The 21381-nt window shown below is 65.0% G+C and carries 23 protein-coding genes; 15 read left to right on the top strand and 8 right to left on the bottom strand.

Features of this window, described 5'->3' with window-relative positions; all coding sequences use genetic code 11:
* Positions 1–49: 49 nt before the first annotated feature.
* Positions 50–529, top strand: coding sequence for a MarR family winged helix-turn-helix transcriptional regulator (locus tag IC66_RS0116575; protein ID WP_028141781.1), 480 nt, complete (start codon positions 50–52; stop codon positions 527–529).
* A 24-nt stretch (positions 530–553) separates the two neighbouring features.
* On the opposite strand, the gene IC66_RS0116570 is transcribed toward IC66_RS0116575, so the two are convergent.
* Positions 554–919, bottom strand: a complete 366-nt coding sequence (locus IC66_RS0116570) for a nuclear transport factor 2 family protein (protein ID WP_028141780.1) — start codon at positions 917–919, stop codon at positions 554–556.
* Positions 920–1019: 100 nt separating this feature from the next.
* Here IC66_RS0116570 and IC66_RS0116565 point away from each other — a divergent pair, with 100 nt between their 5' ends.
* From IC66_RS0116565 to hemC, 3 genes are read left to right on the top strand one after another with little or no spacing between them, the layout of a single operon-like run.
* Positions 1020–1610 carry a TetR/AcrR family transcriptional regulator gene (locus IC66_RS0116565; protein WP_028141779.1) on the top strand — a complete coding sequence of 197 codons (591 nt, stop codon included), beginning with the start codon at positions 1020–1022 and terminating at the stop codon, positions 1608–1610.
* 49 nt (positions 1611–1659) lie between these two features.
* Positions 1660–3285, top strand: coding sequence for a GMC family oxidoreductase (locus IC66_RS0116560; RefSeq protein WP_028141778.1), 1626 nt, complete (start codon positions 1660–1662; stop codon positions 3283–3285).
* Between the two features lie 25 nt (positions 3286–3310).
* Positions 3311–4291 carry a hydroxymethylbilane synthase gene (gene hemC, locus IC66_RS0116555; protein WP_028141777.1) on the top strand — a complete coding sequence of 327 codons (981 nt, stop codon included), beginning with the start codon at positions 3311–3313 and terminating at the stop codon, positions 4289–4291.
* A 171-nt stretch (positions 4292–4462) separates the two neighbouring features.
* Here hemC and hemE read toward each other — a convergent pair whose 3' ends face one another.
* Complete coding sequence (gene hemE, locus IC66_RS0116550; RefSeq protein ID WP_028141776.1) at positions 4463–5497, bottom strand: uroporphyrinogen decarboxylase; 1035 nt, start codon at positions 5495–5497, stop codon at positions 4463–4465.
* A gap of 106 nt (positions 5498–5603) precedes the next feature.
* Here hemE and IC66_RS0116545 point away from each other — a divergent pair, with 106 nt between their 5' ends.
* Together IC66_RS0116545 and IC66_RS0116540 are read left to right on the top strand one after the other, a co-directional pair.
* Positions 5604–5819, top strand: a complete 216-nt coding sequence (locus IC66_RS0116545) for a hypothetical protein (protein ID WP_028141775.1) — start codon at positions 5604–5606, stop codon at positions 5817–5819.
* Positions 5820–5992: 173 nt separating this feature from the next.
* Positions 5993–7897 carry a sensor domain-containing diguanylate cyclase gene (locus tag IC66_RS0116540; RefSeq protein WP_038948366.1) on the top strand — a complete coding sequence of 635 codons (1905 nt, stop codon included), beginning with the start codon at positions 5993–5995 and terminating at the stop codon, positions 7895–7897.
* A gap of 6 nt (positions 7898–7903) precedes the next feature.
* Here the strand turns inward: IC66_RS0116540 and IC66_RS0116535 are convergent, their stop codons facing one another.
* Together IC66_RS0116535 and trhO are read right to left on the bottom strand one after the other, a co-directional pair.
* Complete coding sequence (locus tag IC66_RS0116535; protein WP_028141773.1) at positions 7904–8122, bottom strand: SlyX family protein; 219 nt, start codon at positions 8120–8122, stop codon at positions 7904–7906.
* Positions 8112–8921 (bottom strand): oxygen-dependent tRNA uridine(34) hydroxylase TrhO, encoded by an 810-nt coding sequence (trhO, locus tag IC66_RS0116530; RefSeq protein WP_038948365.1) that lies wholly within the window; start codon positions 8919–8921, stop codon positions 8112–8114. Before trhO ends, IC66_RS0116535 begins: the two co-directional genes overlap by 11 nt.
* 199 nt (positions 8922–9120) lie before the next feature.
* On the opposite strand from trhO, the gene ggt reads away from it, so the two are divergent.
* The 5 genes from ggt (at position 9121) to IC66_RS0116505 (ending at position 15334) form a co-directional block, all read left to right on the top strand.
* Positions 9121–10707 (top strand): gamma-glutamyltransferase, encoded by a 1587-nt coding sequence (gene ggt / locus IC66_RS0116525; protein ID WP_038948364.1) that lies wholly within the window; start codon positions 9121–9123, stop codon positions 10705–10707.
* A gap of 169 nt (positions 10708–10876) precedes the next feature.
* A complete protein-coding gene (locus IC66_RS0116520; RefSeq protein ID WP_038948363.1) occupies positions 10877–11491 on the top strand; it encodes a (2Fe-2S)-binding protein in 615 nt (204 codons plus the stop codon).
* 4 nt (positions 11492–11495) lie between these two features.
* Complete coding sequence (locus tag IC66_RS0116515; RefSeq protein ID WP_038948362.1) at positions 11496–12515, top strand: FAD binding domain-containing protein; 1020 nt, start codon at positions 11496–11498, stop codon at positions 12513–12515.
* A 2-nt stretch (positions 12516–12517) separates the two neighbouring features.
* Complete coding sequence (locus IC66_RS0116510; RefSeq protein ID WP_038948361.1) at positions 12518–14809, top strand: xanthine dehydrogenase family protein molybdopterin-binding subunit; 2292 nt, start codon at positions 12518–12520, stop codon at positions 14807–14809.
* A 60-nt stretch (positions 14810–14869) separates the two neighbouring features.
* Positions 14870–15334 (top strand): FKBP-type peptidyl-prolyl cis-trans isomerase, encoded by a 465-nt coding sequence (locus IC66_RS0116505; protein WP_028141767.1) that lies wholly within the window; start codon positions 14870–14872, stop codon positions 15332–15334.
* Between the two features lie 143 nt (positions 15335–15477).
* On the opposite strand, the gene IC66_RS0116500 is transcribed toward IC66_RS0116505, so the two are convergent.
* Entirely contained in the window at positions 15478–15696 is a 219-nt protein-coding gene (locus tag IC66_RS0116500) for a CsbD family protein (RefSeq protein ID WP_026202894.1), read from the bottom strand.
* 127 nt (positions 15697–15823) lie between these two features.
* Here IC66_RS0116500 and IC66_RS0116495 point away from each other — a divergent pair, with 127 nt between their 5' ends.
* The 3 genes from IC66_RS0116495 (at position 15824) to IC66_RS0116485 (ending at position 17412) form a co-directional block, all read left to right on the top strand.
* The gene (locus IC66_RS0116495; RefSeq protein ID WP_028141766.1) at positions 15824–16336 is read left to right on the top strand and encodes a cupin domain-containing protein; all 513 of its coding nucleotides are present in this window, start codon (positions 15824–15826) and stop codon (positions 16334–16336) included.
* A 117-nt stretch (positions 16337–16453) separates the two neighbouring features.
* The gene (locus IC66_RS0116490; RefSeq protein WP_028141765.1) at positions 16454–16882 is read left to right on the top strand and encodes a VOC family protein; all 429 of its coding nucleotides are present in this window, start codon (positions 16454–16456) and stop codon (positions 16880–16882) included.
* Between the two features lie 41 nt (positions 16883–16923).
* Complete coding sequence (locus IC66_RS0116485; protein WP_028141764.1) at positions 16924–17412, top strand: VOC family protein; 489 nt, start codon at positions 16924–16926, stop codon at positions 17410–17412.
* 115 nt (positions 17413–17527) lie between these two features.
* Here IC66_RS0116485 and IC66_RS0116480 read toward each other — a convergent pair whose 3' ends face one another.
* Together IC66_RS0116480 and IC66_RS0116475 are read right to left on the bottom strand one after the other, a co-directional pair.
* Positions 17528–18682: a hypothetical protein gene (locus IC66_RS0116480; RefSeq protein WP_038948360.1), complete on the bottom strand. Its 1155-nt coding sequence runs from the start codon at positions 18680–18682 to the stop codon at positions 17528–17530.
* A 2-nt stretch (positions 18683–18684) separates the two neighbouring features.
* Complete coding sequence (locus IC66_RS0116475; protein WP_028141762.1) at positions 18685–19386, bottom strand: FecR family protein; 702 nt, start codon at positions 19384–19386, stop codon at positions 18685–18687.
* 51 nt (positions 19387–19437) lie between these two features.
* Here IC66_RS0116475 and IC66_RS0116470 point away from each other — a divergent pair, with 51 nt between their 5' ends.
* On the top strand, positions 19438–20868 hold the full coding sequence (locus IC66_RS0116470; RefSeq protein ID WP_038948359.1) for a phospholipid carrier-dependent glycosyltransferase: 1431 nt from the start codon (positions 19438–19440) through the stop codon (positions 20866–20868).
* 56 nt (positions 20869–20924) lie between these two features.
* Here the strand turns inward: IC66_RS0116470 and IC66_RS0116465 are convergent.
* A partial coding sequence (locus IC66_RS0116465) for an OmpA family protein (protein ID WP_038948357.1) occupies positions 20925–21381 on the bottom strand: 457 nt, incomplete at its 5' end.

The following is a 21381-nucleotide window of genomic DNA, read 5'->3' as shown; positions in this document are numbered from 1 at the left end:
GCATCCTCAATATGTGTAATATGCACACATTAGGCAGAGGGTCATCGGGATGTCAAGAAAGGTGCAAAATACACATATTAAAAAGCAGGTGCGCTCGCTTCACGAAGCGTTGATCGACATCGTCAGTGTCATGAACCGCCGGCAGGGCGACGACATGATGATCCGCGAGGCGGGCATCTCGCTCGATCGTGCGCTGTTTCCGCTGCTCGTCGGCATCGAGCGGCGCGGCCCGATCGGAGTCGTCGACCTCGCGGATCGCATGGGGCGGGACTACACCACGGTCAGCCGGCAGGTCGCGAAACTGGAAAATCTCGGCTTGATCAAGCGCCACGCCAGCGAAGCGGATCGCCGCGTCAGTGAAGCCACCATCACGCCCAGCGGCAAGGCCATGACGGACGCGGTGGACAGGGCACGCGAACGGATTGTCGGGGGGATGTTTGCGACCTGGGACGATCAGGATGTGGAGGATCTGGTGCGCCTGATGCGCAAGCTCGCCGACGCCATGATGGCGCCGGGCGAGTCAGCTTGAAATCGATTGCGATAGGGCGGCTTGTCACCGCCCGAGCTGCTTGGGGTCGTAATAGAACCGCTCCTCGATCAGCTTGTCGCCGCGCCAAGTTTGCCACGCGATCTCGTCCAGCGTTCGTGCGACACCCTCTGCGTTGGTGAAGCTGAACGTCCAGCGCGTCGCGACATGGTCGCCGTCGATCAGGCTCGGTCCGATGCGGACGGCCCTGACCTCTTTCGAGGCCGCCAGCACGGCACGCTCCTTGGCGACTAGCTTGTCACGGCCGATCGTCGGAGCGCCGTTGTTCTCATAGGTCGCGGCGTCGGGCGTGCAGAACTGCTCGATCGCACCGATGAAATCCCCGGCCTCCAGCCGCTGCGCAAAAGCTTCGACGACGTCACGGCTCGGCATATCAAACCCCGCAATTAAAACCGACTGATAGTCGGTAAATACCGACCGGTGGTCGAAAAGTCAACTGGCTGCTTCTGCCGAATTCGATTAGACGAGACCCATGGCAAAACAGGCGGAGCGGCGGGCGGCGACATCGGAGGCGATCCTGACGGCGGCGCGCCGCCTGTTCGGGACGCAAGGCTTTGCCGCCACCAGCATGGACGAGATCGCGGCGGCGGCCTCTGTCGCCAAGGGTGCGGTCTATCATCACTTCAAGACCAAGGAGGCAGTGTTTGAAGCCGTGTTCGACCAGGTCTCTCGGGATCTCGTCGTCGAGATCGACAGCGCCGCCCGCGCCGAGAAGGATGTGCTCGCGGCGATGGTCGCCGGCACGCAGCATTATTTCGCGGCGACCGCCAAGGGCCCGACCGGCCAGATCATCCTGCGGGACGGGCCGGCCGTGCTCGGCTGGGAGAGGTGGCGCGAGATCGACGCACGGCATTTCGGCGGCAAGCTGCCACGTGCGCTCTCGGTGGCGATGGAGACCGGCCTCATCGCAAAGCAGCCGGTCGAGCCGCTGGCGCGGCTGCTGCTCGGCGCGGTGACGGAGGCCGCGGTCGCCTGCGCCGGGCGCGCCGATATCGCAAGGGCGGGTGCGGAATATGCCCGTGCGTTCAAGTCGCTGGTCGAGGCGCTGCGCCATCGCGCATGATTGTGCTAGTGACGAACCAGAAACGCCCACACAACAAGAAGACTAGCGCATGAACGCAAATTCCTCTCTCGCATCCACCGATCCCGAATTCGACTACATCATCGTCGGCGCCGGCTCCGCCGGCTGCGTGCTCGCCAACCGTCTATCGGCAAGCGGCAAGCACAGCGTGCTGCTGCTCGAGGCCGGGCCAAAGGATTCCAACATCTGGATCCACGTGCCGCTCGGCTACGGCAAACTGTTCAAGGAGAAGACGGTCAACTGGATGTACCAGACCGAGCCGGAGCCTGAGCTGAAGGGACGTCAGGTGTTCCAGCCGCGCGGCAAGACGCTGGGCGGATCGAGCTCGATCAACGGTCTGCTCTATGTCCGCGGCCAGCACGAGGACTACGACCGCTGGCGTCAGCTCGGCAACACCGGCTGGGGCTATGACGACGTGCTGCCCTACTTCAAGAAGGCCGAGAACCAGTCGCGCGGGGCCGACCAGTATCACGGCAGCGGCGGCCCGCTGCCGGTTTCCAACATGGTCGTGACCGATCCGCTGTCAAAGGCCTTCATCGACGCCGCGGTCGAGACCGGTCTGCCCTACAATCCCGATTTCAACGGCGCCACGCAGGAAGGCGTCGGCCTGTTCCAGACCACGACGCGCAACGGTCGGCGCGCCTCGACCTCGGTGGCCTATCTCGGGCCGGCGAAGGCCCGCGGCAATCTCAAGGTCGAAACCTCCGCGCTCGGCCAGCGCGTGCTGTTCGAGGGCCGCCGCGCCGTCGGCGTCGAATATCGGCAAGGCTCGCAAATCCGACGTGCCCGCACGCGCAAGGAGATCGTGCTGTCGAGCGGCGCCTACAACTCGCCGCAGCTGCTGCAGCTCTCCGGCGTCGGGCCCGGCGACCTCCTGCGCAAGCATGGCATCGATGTCGTGCTGGATGCGCCGGGCGTCGGTCACGACCTCCAGGACCACATGCAGGTCCGCATCGTGATGCGCTGCTCGCAGAAGATCACGCTGAACGACACCGTCAATCATCCGCTCCGCCGCACCATGGCCGGCGCGCGCTATGCGCTGTTCCGCAAGGGGTGGCTGACGATTGCGGCGGGCACGGCGGGCGCGTTCTTCAAGACCAGCCCGCGGCTGGCCTCGCCCGACATCCAGGTTCACTTCCTGCCGTTCTCGACCGACAAGATGGGCGAGAAGCTGCATGATTTCTCCGGCTTTACCGCCTCTGTGTGCCAGCTCCGTCCTGAGAGCCGCGGCTCCCTGCGCATCAAGAGCGCCGATCCGACGGTGCCGCCGGAGATCCGCATCAACTACATGTCGACCGAGACCGACCGCACGACCAACGTCGAAGGTCTGAAGATCCTGCGCAAGATCTTGAATGCGCCGGCGCTGAAGCCGTTCGTGGCTGGTGAGTACGATCCCGGTGCGAAGGTATCCACGGACGCCGAGTTGCTCGATTATTGCCGCGAGCGCGGCAGCACCATCTACCATCCGACCTCGACCTGTCGTATGGGCAATGACGCGCTCGCGGTGGTCGACCAGCGGCTGAAGGTGAGGGGGCTCGAAGGCCTTCGCGTCGTCGACGGCTCGGTCATGCCGGACCTCGTGTCGGGGAACACCAACGCCCCGATCATCATGATCGCCGAAAAGGCCTCCGACATGATATTGGAGGATGCGCGGTAATTTCGCTGCTTGAGAGGGTTTGGACTTGGCTACGCGATTCAAGATCGGCACACGCAAGAGCGCGATGGCGCTGGCACAGACAGAAGAGATCGCGCGCCGCCTGACCGCCGCCGTGCCCGGTCTCGACGTCGAGATCGTCAAGTTCGACACCACGGGCGATCTCGACCAGACCAGCAAGCTCCTGCCGCATGGCGGCAAGGGCGGCGCCTTCGTGGCGCAGATCCGCGCCGCGGTGCTGTCGGGCGAATTGCAGGCGGCGATGCACTCGCTGAAGGACATGCCGGGCAATGAGGACACGCCCGGCCTCGTCATCGGCGCCACCTTGTCGCGCGATCCGCCGAACGACGCGCTGGTGCTGCGCGACGGGGTGACGCTGGAGGCGCTGCGCCAGTCCCGCGGCAAGGGTTTTAAGATCGGCACCAACGCGGTCCGCCGGGCCGCTTACGCGCGACGCCTGTTGCCGGATGTAGAGGTGATCCACTTCCGCGGTGCCGCCGACACGCGCGTCCGAAAGCTCGACAATGGCGAGAAGCAGCGCCTGCCGGACGGCGGCACGGTGGGGCCGGCCGATGCGCTGATCATGGCGCGTTCGGGCCTCGACCGCGTCGGCCTTGCCGGCCGCATCGCGTACGAATTCACCGCAGCCGAGATGCTGCCCGCGGCGGGGCAGGGCATCGTTGCAGTCGAATGCGCGGCGCAGGACTGGCAGACGCGGCAGATCCTGTCGTCGATCGACGATCCCGCCGCGCATGCCAGCGCGGACGCCGAGCGCGAGGTCTTGTGGGTGCTGAACGGCCACTGCAATTCGCCGGTGGCGGGTTTCTCGACCATTGCCGGCGATCAGATGTCGCTGACGGCCTCCGTGCTCGACCTCTCCGGCAACACCATCATCGAAGCCTCGCGCGAAGGCCCCGCCAATCGGCCGCGTGAGCTCGGCCGTGCCGTGGGTCTGGATCTGCTGACGAAGGGCGCCGCCGAGATCATCGAGCGCAGCCGGCCGCGCTAAGCCTTCCCGCGAAAGCGCAACCGGCCATCTTATGATTCCGCGCCTGATTTGCCCGACGTGTCAAACTCGCCTCTGAGCCGCGCGTGGCAGGCCCAGAGTTTTCAATGACTTGTCTACTGTGCATGGGGTTGTTTTCGCGTTTTTGTTTCCGCGCCCGTTAGGGCGGGCGAATTACCCCCGCACCCGCCTGATCATCTGCTCGACATGGGCGATCGGCGTTTCCGGCTGGATGCCGTGGCCGAGATTGAAGATGAAGCGGCCTTGAGCAAAATTGGCCAGCACGTTGTCGACCGCGCGGTCGAGCGCCGCGCCGCCCGTGATCAACACCAGCGGATCGAGATTGCCCTGCACGGCGACCTTGCTTTGCACGCGTTCGCGAATGAAGCCCGGCTCCGCGGCCCAGTCGATGCTGACCGCATTGACGCCGGTCGCCTCGACATAGCCAGGCAATTGCGCACCGGCACCGCGGGGGAAGCCGATGATCTTCGCATCCGGCACCTTGGCCCGCACGCCCTCGACGATGCGGCGGGTCGGCTCGACCGACCAGCGCGCGAACTCGGCCGGCGGCAGCACGCCCGCCCAGGTGTCGAAGATCTGCAAGGCATTGGCGCCGGCGGCGAGCTGCAACAGCAGATATTGAATCGAGTTCTCGACCAGCACGTCGATGATTTTCGAGAACGCCTCCGGATGCCGGTAGGCCATCATCCGCGCCGGCGCCTGATCCGGCGTGCCCTGGCCGGCGACCATGTAGGTCGCAACCGTCCACGGCGCGCCGCAGAAGCCGATCAGCGCGGTCTTTGGATCGAGCGCGCCGCGGACGAGCTTGAGCGCCTCGAACACCGCCTCGAGCATGCCGAAGTCGGCGCGCGCGGCGAGCGTTGCGACCTTCGCCGGATGATCCAGCGGATCCAGCCGCGGGCCCTCGCCGACCTCGAACCGCACCGAGCGCCCGAGCGCATAGGGGATTACTAAGATGTCGGAGAAGATGATCGCCGCATCGAAGCCGAATCTGCGGATCGGTTGCAGCGTCACCTCGGCCGCAAGCTCCGGGTTGAAGCACAGATCGAGGAAGCCGCCGGCCTTGGCGCGGACCTCGCGATATTCCGGCAGATAGCGGCCGGCCTGCCGCATCATCCACATGGGCGGGATGCTCTGGCGCTGGCCGGAGAGCACGTCGATGAAAGGTTTCGTCGCAGATTGGGGCACGAATGGTCCTGAGAAAGGTTATGGCCTCTGATACACCGCTCCGGCCCTCAGCGGAACAGGGGAACCAGCGCAATCGGGCCGCGTTGACCAGCCGATGGAGGACATCATGGCTGAGACATTCAATCCCGCGCCGCATGACAAGCACGCCGACGATCTGCGTGAGGCGCTCGTCGCCGACCGGCAATCCAAGCTCGACGCCGGGCTCAGGGACAGCTTCCCAGCATCTGATCCCGTAAGCGCCACCCAGCCGACGCCCTCGAAGGCCGATGCGGAAGCCGACAGTCCCTCGCTCTGGGACAAGGTGAAGGCGATCTTCAGCTAGGGGAAGGCGACGCCGGGATTCCGATCGGCTTGCTAATACCTTGTTAGCGATGTGCTTATCGCGGCGTCCGTAGGACTACTGGAAACCGTGTAGATGGCTACGTATTCCAGTAGTGATTTCAGAGTTCAATAATAGAAGCGGCAGAGTTTCCGACGATCGGAGAATTCTGCCGCATGAGCCTTGCGACCCAACGAGCTGGATGGAGCCGTCTGCCGCTGCGCGCGGCGGCGTTCGTTGTGCTGACCTGCGCGACCATCCTCGGCGTCAGCGGCTGGCGGGAATGGGCTGCGCGCGACGCGGTGCTCAGGGGCGCCGAGACCGAGATGGCGAACGTTGCCCGCTCGCTGACCCAGCATGCCGAGGACAGCCTCGATCTGCTGGATTCCGGCGTCGTCGGCGTCGTCAGCCGGCTCGAGATGGACGGCACTGCACCGGCCACGATCGCCAAACTGCGCACCCTGCTGGAAGTACGCAAGAAGGCCATCGAGCGCGTTCACAGCCTCGCCATCATCGACGACCAGGGCAACTGGCTGACCTCGCCCGGGACGATCGGCTCAACGCTCAGCGACGACGCGTTTTTCCGCTATCATCAGCTCTCCCCGAAACGAGAGCCCTATGTCGGCCGTCCCGTAAAGAGCCTCCTCGACGGCCAATGGGTCGTCACCCTGTCGCGCCGCTTCGACAAGCCCGACGGCAGCTTCGGCGGGGTCGTGCTCGCGACCATCAGCTCAAAATATCTTTCGCATTTCTACGAGCAGTTCGAGATCGGCCGCAACAGCTCGGTTTCGCTCACGCATGGCGATGGCCTGATCATCGCGCGCAACCCCAGCAACGAGACATTCGTCGGACGCAGCGTTTCCGACAAGCCGTTATTCCGCGACGCGAGCCTGCAACGGCCGAGTGGGGCCTACTATTTCAAGTCCCCCCTGGACGGCGCCGAGCGCGTCAGCTTCTTCAAGCGCAGCAGCCGTTTCCCGCTCCTTTTGCTTGCCACAGTCGACAAGGACGAGTTGCTCGCGCCCTGGCGCGCCGCGGCAATCTCCCGCATGCTCTACGTCGTCGCGCTGGTGATGCTGATTGCGGTCATCGGCGCCGTGCTGGTGCGACAGTTGCAGCGCGGCCAGCGCATGGCCGCGGCCCTGGTCGAGAAAGAGGCGCATTTCCGCCTGCTCGCCGAAGGCTCCAGCGACATGGTGACGCGCATCGGGCTCGACGAGCGGCTGCGCTATGTCTCGCCCTCGTCCGCGCGGGTCGTCGGCTGGCGCGCCAATCAATTGATCGGCACGCCGGCGCTCGCGGGCATCAATCCGGAGGATCTGCCGGAGGTCCAGGCGATCGTCGACGCCATGAAGCGTGGCGAGCGGGAGGAGGCGCGCCTCACTTATCGCAACTCGCACCGGCAGAACGGCGAAGTCTGGCTGGAATCGACCATGCGGGTGACGCGCAAGGACAATGGCCGCGTCGACGGCGTGGTCGCGATCTCCCGCGACATCACCGAGCACAAGAAGCTGGAAACCAGGCTCGAGACGCTCGCGATCGAGGACAGCCTCACCGGCCTTGCCAATCGCCGCCGCTTCGACGAGCGGCTGAAAGAGGAATGGGCGCGCGCCTATCGCGACCGCTCGAGCCTTGCTTTGCTGATGATCGATGTGGACCACTTCAAGGCCTATAACGACGAATACGGCCATCCCGCGGGCGATGCCTGCCTGCGTCTGGTCGCAAAGATCATCGCGGCCGAGACGCAGCGCGCCGGCGATCTGGCGGCGCGCTATGGCGGCGAGGAATTCGCCATGCTGCTGCCGAACACCGATGCCGCCGGCTGCGCTCTTTTCGGCGAACGGATCCGCAGCGCCATCCACGAGGCCGGCCTCGTTCATGCCACCAATCTGGAATCCGGATGCGTCACCGCCTCGGTCGGCGGTGCGACCTGTCGGCCGGCGCTGGAACGCACGGCGGGCGTGGCCTCGCTGGTTGAGGCTGCCGACCGGGCGCTCTACGCTGCCAAGGACGCAGGCCGCGACCGCCTGGTGATGTCCGGCGAGCTCATGAATTTGATGCCCAAGGCCTCCGGCCAGTAAGACGGCTCAATAATGCGGCGGAGGTTCGTTGGCTGGTCCAGGCGCATTGGCCTCGGCTTCCTGCAGCCGCTCGCCGAGTTCTGCGATCTTCCGCGTCAGCAGATCGATCTGCTTCCACTGCGCGGTGATGGTCTGGTTCAACGTCTCGATCGTGTCGTCCTGGTAGGCGAGGCGCGTTTCCAGTGTGTCGATGCGCTCGCTCAGCGTCTTGATCTCATTCGTCACGCGTCGCATCCTTGTTTCGTTCGCGCAAACCGGATTCTTGCAAGCCGGATTCTTGCAGGCCGGATTCTTGCAGGCCATGGCCGAGCGCGACGCGCTCATCGAACACGAAGCATTCGCCGCGCCAGCGGCTCTGCGCCTCCGGCACCTCTTCCAGATATTTGAGAATGCCGCCCTTGAGGTGATAGACCTCGGCAAAGCCGCGCGCGAGCAGATGCGCGCTCGCCTTTTCGCAGCGGATGCCGCCGGTGCAGAACATCGCGATCCTGCGGTGCTTAGCCGGATCAAGCTCGACGGCGGCAAAATCCTTGAACTGGCCAAAGCTCCTGATGCCGGGATCGACGGCGCCTTCGAACGTTCCCATCGCCACCTCGAAGGCGTTGCGGGTATCGAGCAGCAGCATATCGGGCGCTGAGATCAGCGCGTTCCATTCGCTCGCATCGACATAGGTGCCGACCTGGCGGGTCGGATCGGCAGCCTCATCGCCAAGCGTGACGATCTCCTTCTTCAGCCGCACCTTGAGCCGCCCGAACGGCATCGCTTCGGCGGCCGAGAATTTCAATTCGAGATTGTTCAGCCTGCCGCCGAACATGTCGCCGTGAGCGAGCTCGTGGGCAAGGACGTCGATTGCCTCCGGCGCACCGGCGAGCGTGCCGTTGATGCCCTCATGCGCCAGCAGCACGCTGCCCTTCAGCTTAAGGCCGGCGCAGAACGCGCGCAGGGGTTCGCGCAGCTCGCGGTAATCCGGGAGTGCGGCGAATTGGTAGAAGGCGGCGACCTTGATCGAATCCGGATTAGACATGGCGGCTCGTTTAGCAGGCGGCCGCCGTCCGGAAAACCCGCATGGCCGCCGGCCTCGAAAGGTCTATTCGCTCAGCGGATGGCAGCCATTTCCCTGGTATGCCAGCATTGCCCCGGCGGGCCGGAATGTGTCATGTAACCCCGGTTTTTTCCGAGATGGCGCGCCATCCGCGCCACGGGCCCAAGAGAGCAAGAATTCGATGAGAAACTTTCATTTCCCAGGCAGGTCCACGGTCCACGCCACCAACGCGATGGTGGCGACCTCGCATCCGCAGGCCTCGCTCGCCGCGATCGAGGTGTTGCGCGAAGGGGGCACCGCGGTGGACGCGGCGGTAGCGGGTTCGGCCCTGCTTGGCGTGATCGAGCCGCAATCGACCGGCATCGGCGGCGACTGCTTTGCGCTGATCCAGCCGCGCGGCGAGGGCAAGATCATCGCCTATAACGGCTCCGGCCGTGCCCCGAAGGCGGCGAACGCCGACTGGTACCTGGAGCGCAAGATCAACTCGGTGCCGCTGACCTCGGCGCATGCGGTCTCGATCCCCGGCGTGGTCGATGCCTTCGCGACCGTCTTGCGCGACCATGGCAAGTTCGGCTTCGACCGGCTGCTCCAGCCCGCGATCAAGGCGGCCGAGGAAGGCTACGTCGTCGCCCCCCGCATCGCCTTCGACTGGAAGAACCAGTTCGAGAAGCTGAAGGGCGGTACCAACACAGTGCGTTACCTGTTGCCGGGCGGCAAGCCGCCGGTGGCCGGCGACGTCATCCGCCAGGCCGAGCTCGGCAAGACCCTGCGCGCGATCGCCAAGGACGGCCGCGACGCCTTCTACAAGGGCCCGATTGCCGAAGACATGGTCGAGACCCTCAGGGGCATCGGCGGCCTGCACACGCTCGACGATTTCGCCGCGCACACCACCGAGACGACGACGCCGATCGGCACCGTGTACAAGGGCTACGACGTCTGGCAGTGCCCGCCGAACGGACCCGGCCTCACCATGCTGCTGATGCTGAATATCCTGTCGCGGTTCGACCTGACGAAATACGCGCCGCTCAGCATCGAGCGTTTCCATCTCGAAGCTGAGGCCGCGCGCATCGCGTACATGCACCGCGAGCTGCACGTCGCCGATCCCGACCACATGCAGGTCGAGGTCGCCAGGATCCTCGCCAAGGAATTCTGCGACGAGCACATCGCCAAGATCCGCATGGACGGCATGCTCGACCTGCCGAACGTCGCACCGCCGATGAATCCGTCGACGATCTACATCACCGTCGTGGACAAGGACCGCAACGTCTGCTCGTTCATCAATTCGATCGCGCATTCCTTCGGCTCGGCGATCGTCTCGAACAAGACCGGCGTCCTGTTCCAGAACCGCGCCGGCGGCTTCCGCATCCAGCCCGGCCATCCCAACTGCATCGCCGGCGGCAAGCGGCCGCTGCACACGATCATGCCGAGCCTGCTCACCAAGGGCGGCCGCTCCGTGATGCCGTTCGCGGTGATGGGCGGGCAGTACCAGCCGGTCGGCCAGACCCGCGTCGTGACCAACATCCTCGACTATGGCTGCGATGTGCAGGAGGCGATCGACATGCCGCGCGGCCTGCACTACGAGGGCCAGTATCAGCTCGAGGACAGCGTGCCGACTGACATCGTCGAGGGCCTGAAGAAGCTCGGCCACAAGACCACCAGTGTGGTCGGCCCGCTCGGTGGTGCGCAGGCGATCTGGATCGACTGGGAGAAGGGCACGCTCACCGGCGGCTCCGATCCGCGCAAGGACGGCTGCGCGCTCGGCTATTGAGTGCTGCCGCGCGGGGTTCCGCGCGCAAGATCAGGAAAAGTTGACGAAGGGCGGCGCGGCATTTGCTGCGTCGCCCTTTCTCGTGCGGAACAGAGTTCATTGCTTCCGGTTAAGGGGCGATGGGCGGTGCAGGCGTGCGCTGCTTTGCAGATAAGCGGCGGAGGCGTCGATGTCCGACACATCAAGTTCCAAACAATCAGCATTCGATCGGCGCGCCTTCATGGCCGGCGCAGCTGGCAGTGCGCTCGTCCCGATCACCGCGCGCGCGGCCACAGAGGAAGCCAAAGCCCCAGCTGCACAGGACCCCTCACTTCCCGTCGACGTCACGCTGCGGGTCAACGGCAAGGACAAGCGCCTGCGCATCGACGCGCGCACCACGGTGCTCGATGCGCTGCGCGACCACCTCAAGCTCACCGGCAGCAAGAAAGGCTGCGACCACGGCCAGTGCGGCGCCTGCACGGTGCTGATCGACGATCGGCGGGTGGTGTCGTGCCTGACGCTCGCGCTCGCGGCGGAAGGGCAGGAGATCACGACGATCGAGGGGCTGGCGACCGACGATCGCCTGCACCCGATGCAGCAGGCTTTCGTCGACAACGATGCGTTCCAATGCGGCTATTGCACGCCTGGCCAGATCATATCCGCCGTGGCTTGCGTCAAGGAGGGACATGCCGGGAGCGAAGCCGACATCCGCGAATACATGAGCGGCAACATCTGCCGTTGCGCGGCCTATCCCAACATCGTCGCGGCCGTGAAGCAGGCCGCGCCCGAGATCATGAAAGGCTAGGCGCATGCGACCTTTTTCGTATCAGCGGGCAACAGACCCCGACATGGCCGTGCAGGCGCTGAGCGCTGCCGCGGCGGCAGCCAGCAATCCGTTGACCCAGGCGACAGCCCAGCCGCTTGCGGGCGGCACCACGCTGATCGATCTGATGAAGCTCGACGTGATGCGGCCCGCCGCGATCGTCGATATCAATCCGTTCGCGCACGCCTGGTCGGCGATCGAGCCCGGCAGCGACAGCTTGCGGCTCGGTGCGCTCGCAAAGATGTCCGATGTGGCCGCCCATGCCGAGATCCAGCGCAATTATCCGGTGATCGCCAATTCCCTGAAGCTCGCCGCCAGCGCCCAGTTGCGCAACATGGCGACGCTCGGCGGCAACGTGATGCAGCGGACGCGCTGCAGTTATTTCCGCGACGTCTCCTACGAGAATTGCAACAAGCGCAATCCCGGCTCAGGCTGCGCCGCCATGGACGGCGTCAACCGCATGCATGCCGTGCTCGGCACGTCAGATCAGTGCATTGCGACCTATCCCGGCGATTTCGCGCAGGCGTTGATCGCCCTTGATGCCGTGGTCGAGATCACGGGCAGGGCCGGCACGCGCACGATGCCGTTCGCAGAGCTGCACAAGGCGCCGGGGAACTCCCCCGACATCGAGACAACGCTTCAGCCCGGCGAGCTGATTTCGGCCTTTTCGATCCGGGGCCGCTGGCCTCGCTCGGTGTATCTCAAGGCGCGCGACCGGCAATCCTACGAGTTCGCACTGTCCTCGGCTGCGATCGCGCTCGACGTGCAAGAGGGCACGATCCGGGATGCGCGCGTCGGGCTCGGCGGCGTCGCCACCATGCCCTGGCGGGCGCGCGAGGCGGAGGCGCTGCTGAAGGGACAAAAGTTCGACGAAGCTCTGGCGCAACGCGTCGCTGATGCTGCTTTTGCAGACGCCCGCGGCCGCCGGCACAACAGCTTCAAGATCGCGCTCGGCAAGCGCGTGGTGGCGCGCGCGCTCCAGCAGGCCGTAACGATGGAGATCTGATCATGACCGCTGCAGCTCCCTCGCCCAAGGCGAATATGGGCCAGCCCGTGCCGCGCTATGATGCGGCTGCAAAGGTCACGGGGCGGGCGACCTACGCCTCCGACATGCCGCTGGATAATCCGGCCTATGCATTCCTGGTCACCAGTGCGATTGCCAAAGGCCGCATCGACCGTTTCGATCTCGATGAGGCCAAGGGTGTCCGCGGCGTAATCGAGATCGTCACCCACGAGAACGCCCCGAAGCTGAGGGAGTCGAAGCTTTTCAGCAATGGCGGCTATGCCGGAACGACGATCCAGCCGCTGAAGTCGGCCGAGATCGCCCATGACGGCCAGATTATCGCTGTCGTTGTTGCGGAGAGTTACGAGGCCGCGCGCGAGGCCGCCAATCGTGTCAAGGTCAGCTACACCGCCACCGCGCCCAGCGCGAGCTTCGATTCGCCGGGAACAGCCACGGCTGCCGCAAAGGGCCAGAACGCGCAGTTCAAGGAAGACCCCGCGGTCGGCGATTTCGCCAAGGCATTCGATGCGGCCGAGATCAAGCTCACCGCCGCCTACGACACGCCGACGCAGCATCACAATCCGATGGAGCTGTTTTCGACGAGCTGCGCCTGGATGGGCGACAATCTCGTCATCTACGAAGGCAGTCAATTCGTCTATGGCTTGAAGCACGGCGTCGCCGAGCAGCTCGGCATCGACGCCGACAAGGTGCGCGTGGTCAATCCCTATGTCGGCGGCGGCTTTGGTTCGCGCGGTTCGATGACGCCGCGGACCGCCATCATCGCCGGCATTGCCAAGCGCCTGGGCCGCCCGATCAAGCTGGTCCCGACCCGCGATCAGGGTTTCACCATTACGACCCACCGTGCCGAGACGCGCCAGGAGATCAAGCTTGGCGCAAACCGGGACGGCAAGCTGCTGGCTTTGAGGCATGAGGGCGCCGAGGTCTCCTCGCGCGCCGATGCCTATTGCGTCGGCGGCACCAAGACGACGACACGGCTCTATGCCTGCCCGAACGTCGACAGCCTGGTGTCGATCGTGCGTGCCGACCGCAACACGCCGGGCTTCATGCGCTCGCCGCCGGAGGTGCCGTATCTGTTTGCGCTGGAGAGCGCGATGGACGAGCTCGCGGTTAAGCTGAACATGGATCCGGTCGAGCTTCGGCGCATCAACGACACCACCAACGAGCCGATCGGTGGCAAGCCCTACACCTCGCGCTCGCTGATGGCGTGCTTCGACGAGGCCGCCAAGGCCTTCGGCTGGGCGCAGCGCTCGCCGCAGCCGAAATCGATGTCGGACGGCGACTGGCTGATCGGCTATGGCTGTGCCGCGACCTGCTATCCGACGCAGATGGGGTCGTCGGCCGCGCGCGTGCGCCTGCAGCGCGACGGCCGGACCCGGGTCGAGATCGCCGGCCACGAGATCGGCACCGGTGCCTATACGGTCATCGCCCAGACCGCGGCCGAGCGCCTCGGCGTGCCCCTCGAGAAAGTTGCGGTCTTCATGGGTGACAGCGATCTGCCACCGGCGCCGGTTGCCGGCGGCTCGAACTCGACCGCGAGCACCTGCTCGGCGGTGATGATGGTGTGCGACCAGATTCGCCAGCGCCTGTTCAAGGCCGCGATGCCGGCTCAAAGCCTGACCGACCGGGCCAAGGAGACCGTGGGTCTCGGCCAGACACCGGCCACGCAGGCGGCGAAGGGCGATCGTCCACTCGACATCGAGAAGGCCTTCGATGCGCTCGGTGTCGGGGTCGTCGAGGAATATGGCGAGTGGAAGCCGGAAGGCGCGCCGCTGGATTCCTTCCGCGCCATGCACAACGGGCAGGTGCGGCTCGTCGGCGGTCATGCCATGAAAGACCAGATCGCCTACGCATTCGGCGCCGAGTTCGTCGAGGTCCGTGTCAATCGCTTCACCCACGAAATCCGCTGTCCTCGCCTCGTCGGTGCGTTTGCGGCGGGCAGGATCATGAATCCGCGCACGGCGCGCAGCCAGCTGATGGGCGGACTGATCTGGGGCATGTCGTCGGCACTGCTGGAGGCCACCGAAATCGACGAGCGCAATGCGCGCTACGTCAACGACAATCTTGCCGACTACCTCGTGCCCGTGAATGCGGACGTCGCCGGAGTCGAGGTCATTTTGCTCTCCGAGCAGGATGACCGCATCAATCCCGTCGGCGTGAAGGGCCTCGGCGAGCTCGCCAATGTCGGCACCAATGCCGCGATCTGCAACGCGATCCACCACGCCACCGGCCAGCGCATCCGCAAGCTCCCGGTCCGACTGGAAAATATCGAGGTGTGAGGGGTGGAAACCGCACCCGCGTTGCGCTAGACACCTTCCGCCTCAAACGGAAGGTGCCTTATGCAGCGTTTCCAGCGCGCGCTCCTCACCCTGATGTCGGCACTCGCGATCACGGTGATCGCAGGCGTGTCGCATTTCGTTTCCACCACGGCCTCGGCCCAGACCGCAGGAAAGACCATGACCACAGCTTCAGGCTTGCAGATCATCGACTCCACCGTCGGCACCGGTGCCTCGCCGCAGCCCGGCCAGATCTGCGTGATGCACTATACCGGCTGGCTCTATGAGAACGGCCAGAAGGGCAAGAAATTCGATAGCTCCGTCGATCGCAAGGAGCCGTTCGAATTCCCGATCGGCAAGGGCCGTGTCATCGGCGGCTGGGACGAGGGCGTCGCCTCGATGAAGGTCGGCGGCAAGCGCACGCTGATCATCCCGCCGCAACTCGGCTACGGTGCCCGCGGCGCCGGCGGCGTGATCCCGCCGAACGCGACGCTGATGTTCGACGTGGAATTGCTCGCGGTGAAGTGACGCATCGGGTCATTCCGGGATGGTCCGAAAGGACCAGACCCGGAATCTCGAGATTCCGGGCTCGGTGCTACGCGCCGCCCCGGAATGACGGCAAGAAAAAGACCGGCCTTTCGGCCGGTCTTTTCGCTTTTAGATGCCGCGCGTCATTCCGTCGCGCGCTTTGCTCCTGCCGCTGCGCGATCGATCGCGTCCTTTGCGGCGTCCTTGGCATCGCCCATGGCCTGCTGGCCCTTGCCCTTCACTTCCTGGACCACGCCTTCGCCCTTCATGCGTTCGGAACCGGTGGCTTCACCGATGCCCTGCTTGGCCTTGCCGATCGCTTCGTTGGCGTTACCCTTGATCTTGTCGGTCGTGCTACCCATGAGACTCTCCTTCCATTTTGCTCGCAAAGGCAACGTCCCGCAGCTACGAGGGTTCCGATTTTGGTATGGCTCGCGAGTGCGGCTTCGGGTTAGTTTGCCGCGCACGGAACCAACAGAAAGCAAGTCCATGACCGGCCATGACCATTCGCATTCCCACCATGACCACGATCACGACGATCGCTGGAAACATGACGGCGTGCGCGTCATTCCCGGCAACCAGCTCGATACCAACGTGCCGTCGACGGCGGGCATGGACCGCGCGGCCGCGATCAATTTCGCGCGCGTCGGCGCCCAGAAATTGTGGGCCGGCACCGTCAGCATCAAGCCCGATGCCAAGACCGGCGCACACCATCACGGCCATCTCGAAAGCGTCATCTACGTGGTGAAGGGCAAGGCGCGGATGCGCTGGGGCGAGAGCCTGCAATTCACCGCGGAGGCCGGCCCCGGCGATTTCATCTTCGTCCCGCCTTACGTGCCGCACCAGGAGATCAACGCCAGCCCCGACGAGGTGCTGGAATGCGTGCTGGTGCGCAGCGACGGCGAGGCAGTGGCGATCAACCTCGACATCGAGCCGGTCGAGAAGCCCCAGACAGTGCTGTGGGTCGACCCCATCCACCGGGATCCGAACGAGAAGAAGTAAGACCGCCCCGCGGTGGGAGGCGCGATCGTCTCCGGGGGGTGAAAAAATTTCCGGAAGCCGTGTCGGGTGGCCCCCTGGCGATCCGTCCTTGGGCAGAACCCGCCCAAGGAGCTTCCGATGCCCAGGATGATTTTCCTCAATCTTCCCGTGACCGACCTCAAACGTGCGACCGCCTTCTATGAGGCGGTCGGCGCGACCCGGAACCCGCAATTCAGCGACGACACGGCGAGCTGCATGGTCTTTTCCGAGGCCATCTACGTGATGCTGGCGACCCACGACAAATTCCGCCAGTTCACGCCGAAGCCGATCGCAGATGCCAGGACCTCGAATCAGGCGCTGTTCTGCCTGTCCGCCGACACCCGCAACGAGGTCGACGCGATTGTCGGCAAGGCAGAGGCGGCAGGCGGGGTGGCCGATCCCAGCCCGAAGGACGAATACAGCTTCATGTACGGCCGCAGCTTCGAGGATCCGGATGGCCACATGTGGGGTGTGAACTGGCTGGACATGGCGGCTGTCCCTCCGCAGCCCGTTATGGCGAATGCCTGATCCCAGTCCGTCGAACGCTAAACCAACGAGGAGCATTCACGATGTCCAAGGTCGTACCCTGCATGTGGTTCAACGGCGATGCCGAGGAAGCCGCGAAGTTCTATGTCTCGCTCGTGCCGAACTCGGCGATCACGCACGTTCAGCGCAATGTTTCGGACGGCCCCTCCGGCAAGGAAGGCTCCGTGCTCGTCGTCGAGTTCATGGTCGCCGGTCAGCCGCTGGTCGCGCTCAACGGCGGGATGAAGATGGAATATACCCATGCCATTTCGCTGATGATCCATTGTGATGATCAGGCCCAGGTCGACAGCGTCTGGAATGCGTTCCTCGCCCATGGCGGCAAGGAAGAGCAATGCGGCTGGCTCCGGGATCGCTGGGGCGTGGCCTGGCAGGTGGTGCCGAAGGTGATGTTCGAATTCCTGTCGAGCCCGGACAGGGCAGCGGCCGCGCGCGCGATGCAGGCGATGATGAAGATGGTGAAGCTGGATGTCGACGTGCTGCGCCGCGCGTTCGAGGGCAAGTCGGCGGCGTGACGACGACACGGGTGCCGTAGGTGGGCAAAGGCGATCTTGCGCCGTGCCCACGATCCGACTCCGGTGGAGACAAGTGGTGGGCACGCGTTCGCTTTGCCCACCCTACGAAGCTGCCTCAGTAATTTATCCGTAAGCCCACGCCGCCGTGGATGGTGTTGCCGACGGGCTGCGGGCCGAGCGTGCCGTTGGCGAAGAGATCCACGACCCAGCCCTTCTGCACGCGGAAGCCGAGCCGCCCGCCATATTCGAACCAGCCCTGGTTGCCCATGGTCGGCACCACCACGCCATCGCCGGTCACGGTGGCGACGATGCCGCTGTGGCTCGCAAACGACTGCACCCAGCCGCCGTTGATGTTGGTCTCGACGTTGCTGCCGAACAGATGCGTCCACTGGCCGCCGATCTTGACCAGGCTGGTACGGTCGGTGCCGGTCGCGATGGTGGCGTCGAACGGGTTGAAGGCCACGGCATTGTCGCTGTAGCCGGACACGCGCTGCCAGAGCTGCCAGACTTCGATCGAAGCTGCGACCTCGTCGCGCGGCGAGACGCGGCTCATCCAGCCGGCGCGGCCGTAGACCGCATAGTTCGAAGCGTTGGTCGAGCTCGTCACGCTCACAGGACCGAGGCTGGTATTGTAGCTGCGGGTGTAGCGCGCCTTCTCCCACGGCGTCAGGATCGTTCCGACGTCGAAGAACGGACGTGACGATCCCCAGTCGGTGAAGTCGTAGCGGAGGGCAAAGGCGCCGATCGGCGCGCCGGTGATCTTGTAGCCCCCCTCGTTGTAGTGCGTGTAGGCGATGCCGGCGAGCAGCGACAGATTGTTGGTGAGCTCCTTGCGGCCGTGGATGCCGGCCGAGAACGAGCCGGCCGAGCCGAACGCGCTGATGCAGTCGCTGCAATTGACCTGCTCGTTGACGCCGAGCAGGACCGTGCCGAGCACCCGGTTGGTGATCATCTGGTTGAAGCGCTGGCCCGCGAGGCCGCCGATCGAATTGCCGCTGGAATCGGCCCCGGTCGGTGTCGGGCTCGGCGACGGATATGGACTCGGCGACGGGGAAGGATAGGGGCTCGGCGAAGGGGTGGGTGAGGGCGACGGAGAATATGTCGGCGTCGGAGATGGTGAATAGGTCGGGTAGGGCGTCGGCTCGCCGCATCCGATTTCGCAGGTCGCTTGAGCTGCGGCGGGACGAATGTCGAGCGCGACAAACGCCAGCGCAGCGGCCGCGGTCAGCAGGCCGGTGAGGGCGAAGAGCCGAAAGTTGAATTTCGCCATCGTCAGCGCCCGCACAGCATGCCGTCGTCCTGGACGGCCGGCGTGATGGTCGGCGAGGCGCCGGCATATTGGTTCACCGCGCACAGGCCGGCACTTGCGGCGCAGTTGGCGGCGAAGGTCCAGGGCGGCGTGTTGGTCTTGGTGATCGAGACCTTGCCGCCGGTTGATGTTATGATTGCGGTGTCGCCCGGCTGGGTGAGCTGCACGCATTGTGAGCTCGTCGTGCAGACGCTCGCCGCGCCGTCCTGAAGCACCACGACGGAGCGTCCGCGCTGCGAGAGGATGTCGAGCGTGGTGCCGCGCACACCGATGGTCGCAAGCGGCGTCGTGATCTTGTAGGCGGTCTTCTCGGAATGTCCGGTAACGAAACGGAATGCGCCGGTGGTCATGCGGATCGCGACGTCACGATAGCTGTGCTCGTCGTTGAAGACGGTGCGGTCGAGCTTGAGCGTGGCGCCGGGGCCGAGCGACAGATTGGTGCTGTCGGCCATCACGAAGCGCGCGGCACTGTCGACGCCGGTGCGCACGGTCTCGTCGCGCAGCATGCTGTCGCCGACACTGATCGGCGTGGTGGCCGCGGCCACGCGCACCACTTCGTTCTGGATCACGACCGCTTCGCCGACGCGCGTCTGCGCCTGCGCAGCAGGCGCCGCGCACAATGCGGCCGACGACAGGATAGGGAAAAGCCAGAAACGGAAATTCATTTCGCAACCGATCGATGTGTCCCTGATCGTACCGGATCGCGCGCGCTTCTGATGTGGCGAAATTATCACAAGCGGAGCGGTACGTGCGTTATGCTTAGTGACAGCCGCGGGGGAATGCGTTCAATGAAAGCAGCGATCTCTATTTTTGTCCGCGGTGACGCAAATTTGCCACGCAAAACATCCCCACAGCAGCTGCTTGAACGGTCCGCAGTTCCGAGATTGTCGCGAAGCGCAGTGGTAGCTGTCGCTATTTTCCTAGCTGCCCATCTCGCGCTGCTGATCGGCCTCGCGACGCCGGAGAAGTTCGTCTTTGACGAGGTGCACTACGTGCCGGCGGCGCGGCAGATGCTGGCCCCGGCGATGTCGCAGCCGATGCTCAATCCGATGCATCCGCCGCTGGCCAAGGAGCTGATCGCGGCGTCGATCGCGGCCTTCGGCGACAACGCGCTCGGCTGGCGTTATCCCGCAACATTGTTCGGCGCATTGGCGATCGTCGCGATCTATCTGTGCGGGCTCGCGCTGTTCTCCGCGCAAGGGCCGGCGATCGCCGCGGCGCTGATCGCCGCCTTGAACCAGATGCTCTACGTGCAGGCGCGCATCGCCATGCTCGACATCTTTGCGCTCGGCTTCGGTCTGCTCGCGACCGCCGCCTTCATGCATGGTTTTCGACGGGAGCGGCCGCAGGCGCTGTTCGCGCTCGCCGGCAGCCTGTTCGGCCTGGCCGCTTCCTGCAAATGGAGTGGCCTGTTTCCACTCGGCGTCTGCATCGTCATCGTTGCGGTGATCCGCCTGATGCAGGGCTGGCGCACGCTGTTCGCCGACGCGAAGCCGGACGACTGGTACCGGCCGGACCTCTGGCCCGGCCTGAGGCTGCATCATGTCGCGCTCTGCTTCGCCATCCTCCCGGCGATGACGTATCTTGCGGCTTTCGTTCCGCTCTACGGCGTGTCGTTGCCGGATCTGATCGAGGCGCAGCGCCGGATCTTCGCCGACAACACCACGACCGCGATCGCCGGACACACTTATATGAGCGCGTGGCCATCCTGGCCGCTGCTCGCGCGCCCGGTGTGGTTCCTGTTCGACAAGAGCGCGGAGGACAACGTCTCCGCAATCGTCTTCCTCGGCAATCCGCTGGTGTTGTGGCCGGCTCTGCTCGCACTCGCGCTCGTGCTGCGCGATTTCATCGTGCTGCGCCGCTGGGATGCGTTCCTGATCGCGGCGTTCTATTTCGGTCCCTGGCTCGCCTGGGCATTGCTGCCGCGCACGCTCGGGTTCATCTACTACTATCTGCCGGCCGCCACCGCGGCGTCGCTCGCGCTGGTCTATGTGTTGCGCCGGGACGGCCTGCCGCGCTGGCTGCTGTGGGCCTATGTCGGTGTCGCCGCGATCGGCTTTGCGGTCATGCTGCCCATCTCTGCGGCCTTCATCGGCACGTCGATGCGGAGTTTTGGCCGGCTGATGCTGTTCCAGAGCTGGATATGACATCGCCGCCTGCCGGGGCGGCAGGCGGCGAGCCTTCTGTCGCGATCAAATCGAGATCATTTCGACGCGGTCTTGGTGTCCATGTTCACGACCTGGACGCGGCGGTTGACCGGGTCGGCGCCGTGGGCGGCATCCTTCAGCTTGGTCTTGCCGTAGCCGACGGTGACGAGATCGGTGCCGTTCAGGCCGTAGTTCTGCACCAGGTACTTCTTGATGGTGTCGGCGCGGCGCTCGGAGAGGCCTTGATTGTACTCTTCACCACCGACCGCGTCGGTGTGGCCGGCGACCACGAAGGTCGAGCCCTTCAGCGCCGGATCGGACAGCGCCTTGCCGAGCGCCTGCACCGAGGGCACCGAGGTCTTGGCGATGTCGGCCGAGTTGTAGTCGAACTGGATTTCCAGATCGATCTTCGGCTTGGTCGCGGCGAGTTCGGCAATCTGCTCGCGCTCACCCGTCGAGAGCGAACGGGTCGAGCGGTTGCGCACGGTGTTGAGGAATGTCGATTCCTTGGCC

It is taken from the genome of Bradyrhizobium genomosp. III (genome assembly GCF_000261705.1).
Taxonomy (GTDB): domain Bacteria; phylum Pseudomonadota; class Alphaproteobacteria; order Rhizobiales; family Xanthobacteraceae; genus Bradyrhizobium; species Bradyrhizobium ottawaense.
This window is presented reverse-complemented; position numbering and strand designations above follow the sequence as displayed.

What these genes read in the sequence shown, in the direction of transcription:
- IC66_RS0116470 (WP_038948359.1), top strand. Translation starts at nt 19,438, where the DNA reads ATGTGGCGAAATTATCACAAGCGGAGCGGTACGTGCGTTATGCTTAGT.
- trhO (WP_038948365.1), bottom strand. Translation starts at nt 8,921, where the DNA reads ATGTCTAATCCGGATTCGATCAAGGTCGCCGCCTTCTACCAATTCGCC.
- IC66_RS0116485 (WP_028141764.1), top strand. Translation starts at nt 16,924, where the DNA reads ATGTCCAAGGTCGTACCCTGCATGTGGTTCAACGGCGATGCCGAGGAA.
- IC66_RS0116515 (WP_038948362.1), top strand. Translation starts at nt 11,496, where the DNA reads ATGCGACCTTTTTCGTATCAGCGGGCAACAGACCCCGACATGGCCGTG.
- IC66_RS0116510 (WP_038948361.1), top strand. Translation starts at nt 12,518, where the DNA reads ATGACCGCTGCAGCTCCCTCGCCCAAGGCGAATATGGGCCAGCCCGTG.
- IC66_RS0116540 (WP_038948366.1), top strand. Translation starts at nt 5,993, where the DNA reads ATGAGCCTTGCGACCCAACGAGCTGGATGGAGCCGTCTGCCGCTGCGC.
- IC66_RS0116505 (WP_028141767.1), top strand. Translation starts at nt 14,870, where the DNA reads ATGCAGCGTTTCCAGCGCGCGCTCCTCACCCTGATGTCGGCACTCGCG.
- IC66_RS0116565 (WP_028141779.1), top strand. Translation starts at nt 1,020, where the DNA reads ATGGCAAAACAGGCGGAGCGGCGGGCGGCGACATCGGAGGCGATCCTG.
- IC66_RS0116500 (WP_026202894.1), bottom strand. Translation starts at nt 15,696, where the DNA reads ATGGGTAGCACGACCGACAAGATCAAGGGTAACGCCAACGAAGCGATC.
- IC66_RS0116495 (WP_028141766.1), top strand. Translation starts at nt 15,824, where the DNA reads ATGACCGGCCATGACCATTCGCATTCCCACCATGACCACGATCACGAC.
- IC66_RS0116575 (WP_028141781.1), top strand. Translation starts at nt 50, where the DNA reads ATGTCAAGAAAGGTGCAAAATACACATATTAAAAAGCAGGTGCGCTCG.
- IC66_RS0116520 (WP_038948363.1), top strand. Translation starts at nt 10,877, where the DNA reads ATGTCCGACACATCAAGTTCCAAACAATCAGCATTCGATCGGCGCGCC.
- IC66_RS0116475 (WP_028141762.1), bottom strand. Translation starts at nt 19,386, where the DNA reads ATGAATTTCCGTTTCTGGCTTTTCCCTATCCTGTCGTCGGCCGCATTG.
- IC66_RS0116545 (WP_028141775.1), top strand. Translation starts at nt 5,604, where the DNA reads ATGGCTGAGACATTCAATCCCGCGCCGCATGACAAGCACGCCGACGAT.
- ggt (WP_038948364.1), top strand. Translation starts at nt 9,121, where the DNA reads ATGAGAAACTTTCATTTCCCAGGCAGGTCCACGGTCCACGCCACCAAC.
- IC66_RS0116480 (WP_038948360.1), bottom strand. Translation starts at nt 18,682, where the DNA reads ATGGCGAAATTCAACTTTCGGCTCTTCGCCCTCACCGGCCTGCTGACC.
- IC66_RS0116570 (WP_028141780.1), bottom strand. Translation starts at nt 919, where the DNA reads ATGCCGAGCCGTGACGTCGTCGAAGCTTTTGCGCAGCGGCTGGAGGCC.
- IC66_RS0116490 (WP_028141765.1), top strand. Translation starts at nt 16,454, where the DNA reads ATGCCCAGGATGATTTTCCTCAATCTTCCCGTGACCGACCTCAAACGT.
- IC66_RS0116560 (WP_028141778.1), top strand. Translation starts at nt 1,660, where the DNA reads ATGAACGCAAATTCCTCTCTCGCATCCACCGATCCCGAATTCGACTAC.